This window comes from Rhizobium sp. YS-1r, assembly GCF_000757525.1.
In the GTDB taxonomy this organism is placed as follows: Bacteria; Pseudomonadota; Alphaproteobacteria; order Rhizobiales; family Rhizobiaceae; genus Neorhizobium; species Neorhizobium petrolearium.
This window is the reverse complement of record NZ_JPYQ01000055.1, coordinates 77,054-91,838: the sequence shown is the minus strand read 5'-3', so window position 1 is coordinate 91,838 and position 14,785 is coordinate 77,054. Positions and strand designations below refer to the sequence as shown.

General features: G+C 59.5%; 12 protein-coding genes. 7 read left to right on the top strand and 5 right to left on the bottom strand.

Annotated elements, in window-relative coordinates; all coding sequences use genetic code 11:
* Positions 1–858 carry an ABC transporter permease gene (locus JL39_RS23290; protein WP_037156444.1) on the top strand — a complete coding sequence of 286 codons (858 nt, stop codon included), beginning with the start codon at positions 1–3 and terminating at the stop codon, positions 856–858.
* Between the two features lies 1 nt (position 859).
* Positions 860–2,716, top strand: coding sequence for an ABC transporter ATP-binding protein (locus tag JL39_RS23285; protein ID WP_037156442.1), 1,857 nt, complete (start codon positions 860–862; stop codon positions 2,714–2,716).
* A 30-nt stretch (positions 2,717–2,746) separates the two neighbouring features.
* On the opposite strand, the gene JL39_RS23280 is transcribed toward JL39_RS23285, so the two are convergent.
* On the bottom strand, positions 2,747–3,451 hold the full coding sequence (locus tag JL39_RS23280) for a hypothetical protein (RefSeq protein ID WP_037156434.1): 705 nt from the start codon (positions 3,449–3,451) through the stop codon (positions 2,747–2,749).
* A gap of 372 nt (positions 3,452–3,823) precedes the next feature.
* Between JL39_RS23280 and JL39_RS23275 the strand changes: the two genes are divergently transcribed.
* Together JL39_RS23275 and JL39_RS23270 are read left to right on the top strand one after the other, a co-directional pair.
* Complete coding sequence (locus JL39_RS23275; RefSeq protein WP_037157224.1) at positions 3,824–4,621, top strand: ABC transporter substrate-binding protein; 798 nt, start codon at positions 3,824–3,826, stop codon at positions 4,619–4,621.
* A 69-nt stretch (positions 4,622–4,690) separates the two neighbouring features.
* Entirely contained in the window at positions 4,691–5,365 is a 675-nt protein-coding gene (locus tag JL39_RS23270) for an amino acid ABC transporter permease (protein WP_037156432.1), read from the top strand.
* Between the two features lie 4 nt (positions 5,366–5,369).
* On the opposite strand, the gene JL39_RS23265 is transcribed toward JL39_RS23270, so the two are convergent.
* Positions 5,370–5,885 carry a MarR family transcriptional regulator gene (locus JL39_RS23265; RefSeq protein ID WP_037156430.1) on the bottom strand — a complete coding sequence of 172 codons (516 nt, stop codon included), beginning with the start codon at positions 5,883–5,885 and terminating at the stop codon, positions 5,370–5,372.
* A gap of 67 nt (positions 5,886–5,952) precedes the next feature.
* On the bottom strand, positions 5,953–7,530 hold the full coding sequence (locus JL39_RS23260; protein ID WP_037156428.1) for an NAD(P)/FAD-dependent oxidoreductase: 1,578 nt from the start codon (positions 7,528–7,530) through the stop codon (positions 5,953–5,955).
* A gap of 321 nt (positions 7,531–7,851) precedes the next feature.
* Here JL39_RS23260 and JL39_RS23255 point away from each other — a divergent pair, with 321 nt between their 5' ends.
* The 3 genes from JL39_RS23255 to JL39_RS23245 are packed head-to-tail and all read left to right on the top strand — an operon-like array spanning position 7,852 to position 10,828.
* Entirely contained in the window at positions 7,852–8,637 is a 786-nt protein-coding gene (locus JL39_RS23255) for a cyclase family protein (protein ID WP_037156426.1), read from the top strand.
* A gap of 60 nt (positions 8,638–8,697) precedes the next feature.
* Positions 8,698–10,287, top strand: a complete 1,590-nt coding sequence (locus JL39_RS23250) for an NAD(P)/FAD-dependent oxidoreductase (protein ID WP_037156424.1) — start codon at positions 8,698–8,700, stop codon at positions 10,285–10,287.
* Positions 10,288–10,318: 31 nt separating this feature from the next.
* A complete protein-coding gene (locus JL39_RS23245; RefSeq protein WP_037156422.1) occupies positions 10,319–10,828 on the top strand; it encodes a MarR family transcriptional regulator in 510 nt (169 codons plus the stop codon).
* A gap of 1 nt (position 10,829) precedes the next feature.
* On the opposite strand, the gene JL39_RS23240 is transcribed toward JL39_RS23245, so the two are convergent.
* Positions 10,830–12,203: a virulence factor family protein gene (locus JL39_RS23240; protein ID WP_052183077.1), complete on the bottom strand. Its 1,374-nt coding sequence runs from the start codon at positions 12,201–12,203 to the stop codon at positions 10,830–10,832.
* Positions 12,200–14,782: a bifunctional lysylphosphatidylglycerol flippase/synthetase MprF gene (gene mprF / locus JL39_RS23235; RefSeq protein ID WP_037156420.1), complete on the bottom strand. Its 2,583-nt coding sequence runs from the start codon at positions 14,780–14,782 to the stop codon at positions 12,200–12,202. Before mprF ends, JL39_RS23240 begins: the two co-directional genes overlap by 4 nt.
* Between the last annotated feature and the right edge of the window lie 3 nt (positions 14,783–14,785).

The following is a 14,785-nucleotide window of genomic DNA, read 5'->3' as shown; positions in this document are numbered from 1 at the left end:
ATGCAACCACTTCCCCTCTGGCTGAAATCCGGCCGCGTTCAGACCGGCCTTGTCATCATCTCCATCCTCGGCATCTGCGCTGTCTTCGCACCCTATCTCGCGCCGAACGATCCGAACGAGCAGAACCTTCTCGCCATCCTCACGCCGCCCGCCTGGGCCAATGGCGGGGACCCGATGTTTCCGCTCGGCACCGACAGCCTTGGCCGATGTATTCTCTCTCGCCTGATCTTTGGCGCCCGCGTTGCCCTCACCGTCGCCTTCACCGCATCGGTCGGCGCCATGATCCTCGGCGCGATCTTCGCCCATGTCGCCGGCTACTTCGGCGGCTGGGTGGATTGGCTGATCGGCCGCGTCGTTGAAATCTGGCTCTCCTTTCCGCCGGTCATCCTGTCGCTGATCCTCATGGTCGGCCTCGGCACCGGCCTGCGCAACGTTGTGCTGGCAATCATCCTCGTCGACTGGACCCGCTTCTGTCGGGTGCTCAGAAGCGAGGTGATCGTGCTGCGACGCCGCGACTATGTCGCCGCCGCCCAGCTTGTCGGCTTCTCACATTGGCGCACCATTACCCGTGAGATACTGCCGGGCACATTGCCACTTTTGATTACCCTCATGAGCCTCGAAATGGGTGTCGCCGTCATCGTCGAGGCGATCCTTTCCTTCGTCGGCATGAGCGTCGGTTCGGAAACCCCCGCCTGGGGTCAGATGATCGCCGATGCCCGCCAGAATATCTACGAAGCACCGTTCAACCTGATCGCGCCGATTTTTGCGATCTTCTTCGCAGTCTTCGGTTTCAACATCCTGGGCGATGGGCTGCGCCGCACGCTCGACACGCGCCTGACGCAGACGGAGCGTACCTGATATGGCCATTCTCTCCGCACAAGGTCTCTGCGTTGAATCGCTCGGCGGCAAGGAAAGCTTTCCGGTCCTGACAGACCTCAACTTCTCGCTGGGACCAGGCAAGATCCTCGGCCTCGTGGGTGAATCCGGCGCCGGCAAATCAATGATCGGCCGCACCATCTCGCAATACCTGCCGAAAGGTTTTGCGGTCACCAGGGGCACGCTGGAGTTCGATGGCGAGGATCTGGTGAGCATGGTGCCGGAACGCCGCCGGAACCTTCTCGGACGTGACATCGCCTTCATACCGCAGGAGCCGCTCTCCGGCCTCAACCCGGTCTTGAGCGTCGGCCAGCAGATGAAGGAGCACCTTCTGCGCATCGGCCTCGCCCCCGGCGAGAACTGGCGCGAGCGAGCACTGAAGGAATTCGAGTCGGTACACCTGCCGCATGGCTCGGCACTGCTGGAAAAATACCCGCATCAGCTTTCCGGCGGCATGTGTCAGCGCATTCTGATCGCCATGGCCTTTGCCAGCCGGCCCCGCCTGCTCATTGCCGACGAACCGACGACCGCACTCGACGTGACGATCCAGGCGCGTATCGTCAAGCTGATCGCAGAGATGCAAAAGCGCGACGGCACCGCGGTAATCTTCATCACACATGACCTCCGTCTCGCCTCCCAGATCAGCGACGAGATCATGGTGCTATATGCAGGCCGCCCGGCCGAACGCGGTCCCGCCAAACAGCTCTTTTCGGCGCCGGCGCACCCTTACACGCGCTGTCTGCAGCTTGCCAATCCCACGATCAGTGGCCCGCGCCGCGGCCTGTTCATTCTGCCCGAGCGCATGCCGGGCTTGCGCGTGCTGAAGGAGCTTAAGGGTTGCCGTTTCGCGTCACGCTGTCCAAACGCCGTCGAAGCCTGCACCGAAAGCGAACCGCCGCTCGCCGATATCGGCCCGAACCATATCGCCGCCTGCATCCGCACCGAAAAGACGCCGGAGATCATGCCACCGCTTCTAGCCCCCGGCCGCGAGATCGTCTCGACGAAAATCCACCTCAACGGAGAAAAACTCACCAAGGCCTATACGACCGCCTGGAGCCCGTTTGCCAGGCGCAGCAGCTTCAAGGCCGTGAACGGCGTCGACTTTACCCTCGGCGAAGGCGAATTCGTGGGAATTGTCGGCGAGAGCGGCAGCGGCAAGAGCTCGCTCGCCCGCCTCGTCGTCGGCCTCGACACCCCGACCGAGGGCAGGATCACGCTTGCCGGCCGCGATGTGACGGCCAACGGCAATGCGGAAAAAGCCTATCGCCGGGAATATATCCAGATGGTGTTCCAGGATCCGCAATCGGCGCTCAATCCGCGCAGGCGCATCGGCAGCATCGTCACTCAGGCGAACGAGGCCAATGGCCTGCACAACAGCTCGCGCGAACGCATGAGCCGCGCCGCCGAACTTCTGAAGGAGATCGGCCTGCCGCCTGACGCAGCCATGCGTTTCCCCTCCCAGCTTTCCGGAGGCCAGAAGCAGCGTGTCAACATCGCCCGCGCCCTTTGTACTTTGCCGCGCATCCTCGTTGCGGACGAGATCGTCTCCGGCCTCGACGTCTCAGTCCAGGCCCAGCTTCTCGACCTTCTCCTGAAGCTGCGCGATGAGCACGGCTTTTCGATGCTGTTCATCAGCCATGACCTTTCCGTCGTCCGTTACCTCTGCGACCGGGTCATGGTCATGTATCGTGGAGAAGTCGTCGAAAGCGGCAGAACGGAAACCGTCTTCGCCGATCCGCAGCATGCCTATACCCGCAGCCTGCTTGCCGCAGTACCTCCGGATGACGTCAATCTGGAATGGTCGCCGGTTTTGGCAGAAGCAGGATATCAGGTCGAGTAATTTATTCTTCAGGCCCGGCGGAACCGCGCTTCACGGAACAATGATCCTGGTCTCCATCGGGTAATGGGAATTGCCGCCTTCGAAGGGCGGGAAGGTCTTGAAATCTTCGCGCATGGCAACACGCGCCGGTGATTGCAGCGCCGCCTGCAATGCCACTTGGCTGTCAAACATCACCCGGTTGCGCTGCATATGGTTGACCCGCTCCCACGGCAGAAAGCCGCACCAGTCGATGCGCGACAGGACCTCGATCTGCCTGATGCCCGGGAAAGTGCGCATGACCTGCGGATGATGGCTGACATAGTGATGCATCCAGACGTTCAGGTCCTCGGCCGGCCCGGTATAATGCACCACGTAGGAACAGGGATTTCCGTTCTTCTCAATATCGAGCTTGCCGTCATCGACCGGAAAATGCCGGACATACATTGCCTGCTGTGTCGCCTTCGCCCCGCGGATACTCGCAAGCACGCCGGATGCTGCAAGCTGCTGCAGGTGACCCGTTGGCGCTATCGCCTCTTCGAGCTCGGTGAGCTCGTTGAAATAAAGCTGCATGCCGAAGACAGGGGACGGCTCATCCTTGTTGTACATGTCCTTTGTAACCTCGGGTGTATAGAGATTGGCCGAGATGAGGCCAGGCGTCAGCTTGATGATCTCGGCGACGGTCTCGACATCCGCCTTGCTCACTACGAGTTGGCTTCCGTCCACATTCTCGAAAAACGCGAAATATGCAAAACGCATGGCTGGACTTTCCCTGCTACATTGTGAGGTCGCAACACATGCGGGGCGGCCTCCGCTTCTCCGTCAATGCTCGACTATCGAACCGGCGGAAGGAAAAAACAAGCTTTAAACCTAAACTATTTCGCGGCTCGATTTTTCCCGGAATTGGTTGGATCCTATATGATTTAAGCTTCAATCTTTTCGCTTGAAAGTCGCCGGGTTTTCGAGCACGATCCGCTCATTCGCGCCGTAAACGAGGATATGAAACGCTGCCGGATTGCTCTTGGGGAGAGCCCGTTTCGTTTATTCCATTTATCGACGACAAGAAAAAACCGTATCCGGTCCGGCGGAGAATACTCCCGGTCAAAACCAGAGGGAAGGAAATCTATGATCATGCCCTTTTTTCGCCGCGCCTTTATAGGCATTGCAGGCGCAACAACCCTGTTCATCGCCAGCGCTGGCTTTGCTTCGGCCGAAGCGCTCGTCGTTGGCTCCTATCCGAGCAACCCGCCCTTCGAATACAAGACCGCCGACGGCAAGTTCGAAGGCTTCGAAGTCGACATCGTCAATGAAGTGGCAAAACGCCTCGGCATGACGGTCGAGATTTCCGACCTCGGCTTCCAGGCACTCTTCGCCGCGACGGCCTCCAAGCGCATCGACGTGGCAATCTCCTCGATCACGATCACCAAGGAACGCCTCGGCAGCCAATCCTTCACCCAGCCCTACTATGATTCCGACATGGGGATCGCCACCCGCAAAGAGGCCAAGCTCGCCGCGGTCGAGGATCTCAAGGATAAGGTCGTCGGCGTTCTCGCCGGCTCCACCGGCGACAAATGGGCCAAGGAAAACAAGGAAAAATACGGCATCAGCGACATCAAGAGCTATAACGCCCAGCAGGACTTGCTGATGGACCTTTCCGCCGGTCGTGCTGATGCCGCCGTGAGCGACGTGCCGGGTATGGAATATGCTTTCCTTAAGATGAAAGACCTCGTGGTCAAGGTCCGCATCAAAACCGGGGAGCAATACGGCCTGATGATGACCAAGGATCATCCGCTGCTCGGCAAGGCGAACGATGCGCTTACCGCAATGAAGAAGGATGGCACCCTCATCGCCATTCATAAGAAATGGTTCGGCACCGATCCCGCCGCAGACTCCGCCACTGCCACCGAACAGCCGCTGCCGAAGCCTTAAGCCGGCTTCCATCGAACAAATTCCATCCATGCCGGCCGGAAACGGCCGGCATTTTCATGAGAGACGGACATGACCCTCCTCGATACGTTCTTCAATCTCGGGGTTCTCGGCGATGCGTTTCCGGCGTTGCTGCGCGGGCTGGTGAACACCTTCCTGCTCGGAATTGCCGGTATCGGCTTCGGCATTCCCTGCGGCCTCGTGATCGGCTTGCTGCGCCTCTACGGGCCGAAACCGCTACGCTATGCCACGGTCTTCTATATCGACATCTTCCGTGCGACGCCCATGTTGGTCGTGCTGATGCTGATCTATTTCGCATTGCCTTTCATCGGCATCCGCCTGTCATCATGGACCTGCGCGATATTGGCCTTCACGATTGTCATGGCCGCCTACATGGCCGAGGTCTTCCGTTCCGGCATTGAGAGCATTCCGAAGGGTCAGTTCGAAGCCGCCGCGGCTCTCGGTCTCTCCTTCATCGTAACGTTGCGCAAAGTCGTATTGCCGCAGGCGGTTCGCATCGTCATCCCGCCGACTACCAACAATTGCGTCTCGATGTTCAAAGACACATCGCTTGCCTCCACGGTGGCTCTGGCGGAGTTGATGAAGGAGGGCCTGGATGCGCAGGCGCTATATGCCAACCCGACGCCGCTGATCGGCGCAGCCCTGATCTACATCGCCTTTCTTTGGCCGATGGTGCGGTTGGTGAGTCTGCTCGAAAAGAAATTCAGCAAGGAAAAGAAGCGGTAAAGCCCTATTCGAAGGCCGCGCCCGAGAGATGGTTGCTGGCCGAGACTTTGACTGCCCCAATTTCCGACCAAAGCCCCGAGATCATACGAGGATCGACGTCCGCCATCATCTCCTGTAGCCAGCGCTCATGCGCGGCGGCCATCGTAGCAAAGAATATCGTACCATTGTCGGTGAGCTTCGCGACGGTAACGCGCCGGTCGGCATCCGGCGTCAACCGCTGGATGTAGCCATCCGCCTCCAGCCGTTCGACCAGACCAGTGACATTGCCATTCGTGACCATCGTGCGCTTGGAAAGTTCACCGAGGCGGAGCCCGTCCTTCTCACGATAGAGCTGTGCCATGAGATCGAATTGCGGCAGCGTGGCGCCGAACTCGGCCCGAAGCCGCCGGCGGATTTCCTGCGAAATCAGTTTGGTCGTAGACAACATGCGCAGCCAGAGACGCAATTCCGGCTTGGAACGCCCCTGCACGCCATGGACGATAATCTCCAGGTCGACATTGATTACGTCCGCTTCTGCCATCCCAATACAGCCCTTTCACTCGACCAAGCTCTAGAAGCTGATATTTGAAATGTCAAAGGAATCGTGTTCAGCTCTTGCCGGCCAGCATCTTTGCCAGCATGAATCCCGATCCGGCCCCAGTTCCAGCGCCCGGCCAGGTGGCGGCGCCGCAGAGATAGAGCGACTTCACCGGCGTTTTGTAACGAGAATAACCGGCGACCGGCCGGAACAGGAAATTCTGGTCGAGATGATGACTGCCGGAAAGATTGTCGCCGCCGATCAGGTTCGGATTCTCCCTTTCGAGATCAAGCGGGGAAAACACTGCGCGGCCGAGGATTTTCGCCTTCGTACCAGGGGCATAGTCCTCCAGAATGTCCAGCACCCGATCGGCATAGGCTTCCTTCACCTGATCCCAGTCGGTTCCCGCAATCGTGCCGGAAGCATCGCCGCGGATCCCCGCCGGCAGTACGCGAACCTGCACCCAGAGCACATGCTTGCCCTCCGGCGCGCGCGAGGGATCGAGCGCCGTGGGCTGGCCGACCACCAGCGCCGGTTCAGTCGGCAACAAGCCTGCCATAGCCTCAGAATAGACCCGCGACATCATCGCCAGGTCCGGCGCCACATGCACATAGGCAAAGTCCTTCAATGCCTCGCCGGCTTTCCAGTCCGGCAGGCCATCCATTGCCAGATGGATCATCATCGTGCCCGGCCCGGCACGGAATCTTTCGACCTTGCGATCGAATGACTCACGGGCCGGATCGGCATCGACCAGCTTGCCGAACAGCAGTCTCGGATGGACATTGGAAATGACCGCCTTGCGGGCGGAAATCACTCCGCCGTCTGATAGCTTGACGCCTGTTGCTGTGCCCTTCGACATCTCGACCCGCTCAACCGGCCTGCCGAGCATCAGTTCGCCGCCTTTTGCCTGCAGCAATCCAGTCATGGCTTTGATGATCGTATCGGCACCGCCTTGGCCGATCACCATGCCAAAAGCCTGGTTCGCCATGCTTTCGAGATACGGGAACAGCGCTCCACCGGCGACATCCGGCCCAAAATCGAGGTGCAAACCCCAGGCACTCATCATCGCTTTGACCTTGTCATTTTGGAAGCGGGCATCGAGGAAATCGCGAGGTGAGGCGAGCAGCATGCGTGCCGTGTCATAAAGCCAGCCAGTGCCCTTTTCACGCCAAGCCTTCCAGAGCACTTTCGCCGCAGCAAGCGACGGCATGGGCGAACCAAGCAACCCGAAGATATGCGGGGCGTCCGAGCCGAATTCGGCGAAGAGTTCTCGCCATGCCGCCGCATCCTGCGACGAGATCGACTCGATCGCCCCGACTGTCTCTTCGAGATCGGTCGAGACGCCGAGATGGGTGCCGTCTCTGAAAACGCTCGAGAAACAGCGTTTGGCGGGTACCAAGCCGAGCCCGTGGGCGATCAGTTCGTCTTTATATGTCGCAAAGAACGGTGAGCCGGCAAACATCGACAGATTCATGGCCGCGAGATCGTGCCTGAATCCCGGCAGCGTCAAATCACCTGTCTTCACCGCGCCGCCCGGCTCCTGCTTGCCTTCTATGACGGCTACCGACCAGCCTCGTGCGGCGAGGTGAATGGCGCTTGCGAGCCCATTGTGACCTGCCCCAATCACCACCGCATCATATGCCGTCATCACCGTTCCCCTAGATCCCATTATTTATCCATATGCATACATTTTCCGGAATCGGCATCAAGGGGTCGCAGCCTGAGAACAGCACGACGACACGCAGGATAGCCTCTTTTCAACGCAAGATGGAGCCACTTATTCCGGAGGAATCCATGAACTCCGTGCTCGAACGGAGCACGCAAATTTTTGCGCGCGGTAGCGACGCTCGATTGCTTGCATCCTCATATTTTCTGAAATAGGCTCGCCCATCGGTTAGCGGCATCCGGCGGAGGAAACCGGCCTGCCGCCCTGCTCACGAAACCGGTCATTCAAGGGGAACTCGGCATCATGTCTTCCAACACGCTTTCCAATCTCGCTTCCGCTCTTCTTTCCGGCTCGGTCAAGGTGGTCGACCTGACAGCGCCGCTTGGCCCGGATACGCCGGTGCTCTATTTGCCGCCACAGTTCGGCAAGAACACGCCGAAAGTCGCGGTCCACACGATCTCCGCCTACGATCAGGACGGTCCGTTCTGGGCCTGGAATTGGCTGGAGCTCGGTGAGCACACCGGCACACATTTCGATGCGCCCTGTCATTGGATCACCGGCAAGGACAACCCTAACAACACAACAGACACCATTCCGCCGCAGAACTTCGTGGCGCCGGTCAACGTCATCGACCGCTCCATGGAAGCCGCTGAAAACCCGGATTACCTGCTGACCGTTGACAGCATCAAGGAATGGGAAGCCGAGCACGGCGAGATCGAAGCAGGCAGCTGGGTGCTGATGCGCTCCGATTGGTACAAGCGCAACGGCTCTACCGAAACCTTCCTGAACGCCGACGAGAACGGCCCGCATTCGCCGGGGCCGACCGCCGAAGCGATCGAATACCTGCTTTCCAAAGGTATCATCGGCTGGGGTCAGGAAACGGTCGGCACCGATGCCGGTTCGGCCGGCGGCATGAATCCGCCTTTCCCGGCGCACAACCTCATGCACAAGAACAACAAATACGGCTTGGCTTCGCTGTCCAACCTCGACCAGCTTCCGCCCAAGGGGGCGGTGCTGATCGCAGCGCCGCTCAAGTTCGTCAAGGGCACCGGCTCACCGGTCCGCGCACTGGCTCTTATCGCCGGCTAAATCTTTGAGGGCTGGATCGTTCGCGGTCCGGCCTTTTCCATATCCGGCAAAGAGGGCGCTATGGCGGATTTCGATTACATCGTCGTCGGCAGCGGCATCAACGCTTTGGTCGCTGCCGCCATGCTTGGAAAGAAGGGCAAACGAATCCTCGTTCTCGAACGAAACGACGGCATCGGCGGCTGTCTGCGAACCGAGGAAATCACCGAGCCAGGCTTTATTCACGATGTGATGGCAACCACAATGGTGCTTTTCCTGACCTCGCCTGCCTATGGTGTGCTGGGCAAGGACCTGGAAGATCACGGCCTGGAATTTGCTCACGCCGACCTGCCGACCGGCGTGCTGCGACCGGATGGTTCTTCGGTGATCTTCTCAAAGGACCGGCAGCGCAACATTGCCAACTTCGAGGCGCTGGCTAAAGGCGACGGCAAGGCTTTCGACCGCGAGATGAATGCGCTGGGTGCGGACGCAGCCTTCCTCTTCTCACTGCTGGGCGGCGCGCTCTGGTCCGGCACGACGCTGAAGACCGTCGCAAAGCAGGGCTGGGGTAAAGGCCTCCGCCAGCTTGCCGCCTGGTTCGGAGACGCACTGAAACCTGCCCGCGGTTACCTTGAAACCACCTACAGGTCCGAGGCTGCGCATGCGCTCTGGGCACCCTGGGTGTTGCATTGCGGGCTGGCGCCGGAAAGCGCCTATTCGGCCGAGATGCTCAAAGTCATCGGTTTTGCAATCGAGCTTGCCGGCTGCCCGATCGTCAAGGGCGGAGCAGCCAATCTCGTAACCGCTTTCGAACGCTTGATCGCGAATCAGGGAGGCACGATCCGCACCGGCGCAGATGTCGAGCGTATCCTTGCCGGCCAGGGCAACAAGGCCGCCGGTATCCGGTTGGCAAGTGGTGAGGCGATCCAGGCGACGTCCGGCGTCATCTGTTCCACAACGCCAAACCAGATCTACGACCGGCTACTGAAGGACTGGCCACAGCCGATACCAGCCGAAGTCGCCGATGGCGTCGCCCGCTATCGCTACGGCAAAGGCGACATGCAAATTCACTATGCGCTTTCTGCGCCACCTCGTTGGAAGGGCGATCCCGATCTCGGCAAAGTCGCGCTGCTGCACCTGACGCCCGGACTCGATGGCGTTTCACGCGCCACCAACGAATGCGAACGCGGCCTTCTGCCCGCCGAGCCAACTGTCTGCGTCGGCCAACCCGTGAGTTTCGACCCCTCACGCGCGCCGGAAGGCAAATCGATCCTCTGGCTTCAGCTTCCGGAGGCTCCGCGCGTTATCAAGGGCGATGCAGCCGGTGAGATCCCCGTACCTGCAGATGGCAGTTGGACAGAGGCAGTGCGTGAACATTATGCAGACCGCATCGAAGCGATCCTTTTCCGTCACATTGAGAACTTTGCCGATATCAAGCTTGCCCGCCGTGCTTATTCTCCCGCCGATCTTGAGGCGATGAACATGAACCTTGTCGGTGGCGACCCCTATGGCGGCTTTTGCGGCCTGGATCAGTTTTTCCTCTGGCGGCCCTTCAAGTCGTCTGTTAACCACCGCACCCACGTGCCGGGTCTTTATCATATCGGCGCCTCGACCCATCCAGGTCCTGGGCTTGCCGGCGGCTCCGGTTTTCTGCTTGCATCGTCGTTGCGCTGAAACGCAGCGGCCGAAAATATAAAGAGGGCTCATGGCAGAACGGTTTTCAGGTGTGGTGTTACGCCGGCATCAGGAAGGTGATCAGGTGGGTCGGCCCACGATGGGGGAAATCGGCCTCAATCACTTCGCCCCCTATCTGATGAACCGCATCATCACCCGCTGGAACTCTAATATGGCGGAGGAGTTGCGCGAATACGAACTCTCGACTGCCAAGATGCGCACGCTGGCTGTCCTGAGCGTCTCCGCCTCACTCACCATCAACGAACTTTCCGTATTTGCCGTCATCGAGCAGTCGACAATGAGCCGCACGCTCGATTCTCTCGAGGATCAGGGTTATATCCGCCGCACGCCGCGGCCGGAGGACATGCGCATCCGCGACGTGACGATCACCGAAGACGGACGGGATGCCTTCGCTCGCTTCTGGCCGACCATGTACGATTCGCTGCTACAGATGTTCGACGGCATAGACGAGGAGGAGTATCGTGCCTTCACAGGCACGCTGCATAAAATACTCCTGAACATCCGCAAGCACGAGATATGACCTATCTGTTTGCAAGCCGTGCTTGCAGGCTGTCGCGGATGCGTTTGCCGAGCGCCTGATAATTCTCATCGAAATGGTGCCCGCCTTCGATCGGCACGACCTCGACGCCGCGGTCCTTCAGCGTTGGGCACGGGTCATCGTCTTCGTCCGTGCCATAGACACACTGGATAATTTTCGGATTGATCTTTGCGATGTCGTTCATCGGATCGCCGCCTTTGCCAGCGGCGGCGACACCGAGCCAACCTGTGACGGAAATCTCGTAGTCCACTTGATGAGACAGCCCGAGCAGCGTGATCTGCCTCACCCTTTCCCGATCGGCCACCGGCAGGAGATTGTAGGTGGCGGGCAGCACATCGGCTCCAAAAGAGTAACCGATCAGCAGCACGTTCTGGACGCTCCACTGCCGGCGATAGTGCTCGATGATTTTTGCCAGATCATCCGCCGCTCCTTGCGGTGTGCGTTCGGACCAGAAATAACGCAGCGAATCTACCCCAACTGTCGGGATGCCTTGAGACTGCAGGTAACCACCCACCTCGCTATCAAGGTCACGCCAGCCGCCATCACCGGAATAAATTACCGCCATCGTGTTCATAGCCGGCTTTGCATCGAGTACCGTCAGCGGCAAGTCGAGCGGCTGGCCGCTTTGGCCTGCCACCGCAATATGAGCCAGCAGAACCTCTGACAAAGCCTCTTCCGCAGTCGAGCCGGAATCGGCAAGTTCCACCTCCGGATGCTCCTGCTTCAGCCGCTGGCCATGCGCCCTGCCGGCAGCATCAGCAGACGCGGTGGAGATGATTGTTACTGCGGCCGGCAGGGCTCCATCGTCAAACCCATAAACCGTGCGATCGCCAATTTTCTGCTTCGAGGCGGGAGTGCAGAGTTCCTTGGCGAGCGGGATGCCGGCTGCCGGGTCGACAGCGATCGCCTCGCCTATAGTTGCATTCGGGCTCTGGGAGATCATGGCAAGCGCAAGTGCCCCGCCTTCTCCGATCCCGGCCACGATCGGATGACGATAATCCGGATTGCCGATCCGTCGCTGCACCTGCTGAGAAACATCCTCGATGTCGGATACCATATAGACGCATTCGCCATCATCGGCAGCAAGCGATTTGATATATGCCGGAAAATCGATGCCGACCACTGCGGCGCCGGCATTCAGCAGAGCTTGGGCCTGCGTCTCCTCCCGCACGCCCCAGCCCTGCCCGTCCGAGATCAGGAAAACGATGCCCTGGAGATCATCTCCGCTCTTCGGCACCATGATACGCGGCGACCGGATCAGGCCGGTATGATAATCCTGCTGCTGAGCGACGGCGGTCGTGACGCAGGAGAGCCAGCCAACAAGCGCGATGATGCAAAAAAACCGCAGGAACATCATTTACCAACCACTCCTCTCAAGCCGCCGCCGATCAGAAGCGTCGCGTCCATCATCACGATGGCAGGGCTGACTCCGCCCGCCACGGCGAGGTAGCGCGGCTCCCAGCTGGGATGGAACTTCGACTTGAAAGCTTTCAATCCTTTGAAGTTGTAGAACCGTTCGCCGTGCTCGAATACGACGCTGCCAATCCGGTCCCATGCGAGCGCGACTTCGCGCGTGGACATTCCCGAAAGTGGCGCCATGCCGAGATTAAAATGTGCATAGCCGGCATCGCGCAGATATTCCATGACTTTCACGAACAAAAAATCCATGGATCCTTTCGGTGCTTCCGGCGAAAAGCGCATCAGATCAACCGTTCCTTCCTGTTTCGTATCGGTGATCAAAAGCGTCGCGAAAGCGACAATTCGACCTTCCTTACGCAAAACCGCCACCGATTGCGAAGCGACATAATCATCTCGAAAAGCGCCCAGCGAGAACGTCTTTTCGCGCGTATTGTGTTCCGCAAGCCAGGCATCGGAGACCTGCCTGAGTTCCTCGATTGAAGCCATCACCTCCGGCGCGTCGATGACCGAGAACTCCAGCCCCTCGCGCATGCCTTTGTTGACAGCCTGCCGCAGTCCGGCGAGACGACCGCCTTTGAGATCGAAATGCGAAAGATCGATAATCGCAAGTTCGCCAAGCCTGAAGGCCCTCAGCCCGGCATCGGCGCAATGGGAAAGCAGGCCGGGTGATATTTGATAAAACACTGCACGGCCCCCCCGACTGCGCGCCTCTTCGACAAAACGCCAGACGAGATCTGCCGTCTCCTCTTGCGGTCCGACGGGATCAAAGAGGGCGATCCAGGACCGTCCCTGGATGCCGTACATGAGAAAGGCACGGCCACTCTCGGAGAACATCAGGCGCTTGTCTCCCATCCGGACCAGATTGGCATCGGCGTTGTCCTGCGCCATCACGATCTGGATTGCCCGTCCGAGATCGTCCGCGGTTGATGGCGGCGAGCGCCGGGTGGCCGGCCGCAACAGACTGTAAAAAGAGATGGACGCCGCGAAGATCGCCAGGCCGAGAACAGCACGCAGGCCGCGTGGCGCCTCTTCGGAAACCTCGAACTGCCACCAGAGCTCGTGGCTGTATTCCACCTCGCGGTAGACGAAAAGCAGCACTGTGGCGGCCGTAGCCACGATAATGAGCATGGCGGCAATCCAGCTCGGCGATAGCACCTGCCCAAACAGCGATGCCCGGCGGTTGAACTGTTTCGCGCTGAGAATAAGACCGACCAGCAGAATGACGAGGAAGATGGCTTCAAAAGGAGCGATCGCGCGCACGAAAGCGAAGACGAGTGCAAGAGCAGCGCAGACCATGCCTGTCCACCAGGCTCCATCCAACCGCTGGCCTATGCCGCGCGCTGCCACAAAGAGGATGAGGCCAAGGATGCTGGAAAGGAAATGCGTGCCCTCCACGAACGGCAGCGGCAAATAGTAGGAAAGGAAATTCAGGTCGGAATCCGGCGTCGGCGTCACGCTTGAAAAGATCAACATTACGCCGGCGATTATCGCAAAGGCGGCGAGCAGCGGCGGCACCAGCCGGAATTCCAGCTTGCGTAACGTGGAAGCCACCGGATGATGGGCAAGCTGACGTATCTCGACGCCGATGACCACGAGCGTCGCGATGAGCAGCGGCAGAACGTGATATACGACACGGTAAAGAACCAGGCTGCCGAGCACTTGATCGACGCTGACCGTATTGCCGAGTGCTGCGATGATCACGGTTTCGAAGACACCAAGGCCGGCAGGCACGTGGCTCAGGACTCCGAGGCCGACGGCGGTGGCATAGATGGCGAGGAACGAAGGCCAGCCAATATTCGTCTGCGGAAGGAGGACATAGAGGACGGAGGCCGAGGCGGCAATATCAAGCGCTGTGATGAGGAACTGCTGCGAGGACGTCCGGGTATCCGGCAGACGGATGCTCAGACCGCCGATCGAAATCGTCCGTCCATCACGCCCCGATATCACCAGGACGGATAGCATGATGATGATCAGGATTGCTCCGGCACGGATCCAGCCACCATCGGCACCCAGAATCGCTCCGATCCTTGGTGCCGTGACGAGCGAGGCCAATGCCGTGACGGCGAGCAATCCGATCCCGAAGGCCAGTGTCACGAAGGCAATGACACGACCGATATCATCCGGTGAAAGGCCAAGGCGGGAATAAGCGCGAAAGCGGATAGCACCGCCGCTCAGGGCTCCGAATCCGGCCGTGTTGCCGACCGCATAGGCACTGAAAGCGGTCATCGCGACCGGTATAAACGGCAGGGTGCGGCCGATGTAGGCGAGCGCATTCATGTCGTAGCCGACTAGCGCCGCAAAACTCAGCATGGTGAAGAAGACAGCAAGCCCGATTTCAGGCCATCGCGTATTGCCGAGCGCTTCGATCACATCGTCATAGCTTACCTCGGTGGTGAGATTATAAATGGCGAATGTTGTGAAGGCGAACACCACCACCACCGCCAGCGCGACGATGTAAGAGCGGTACGCCTCGATGATATCTCGAAAGCGGCCAGGCTGACGATCCGTGGTTGTCATGGT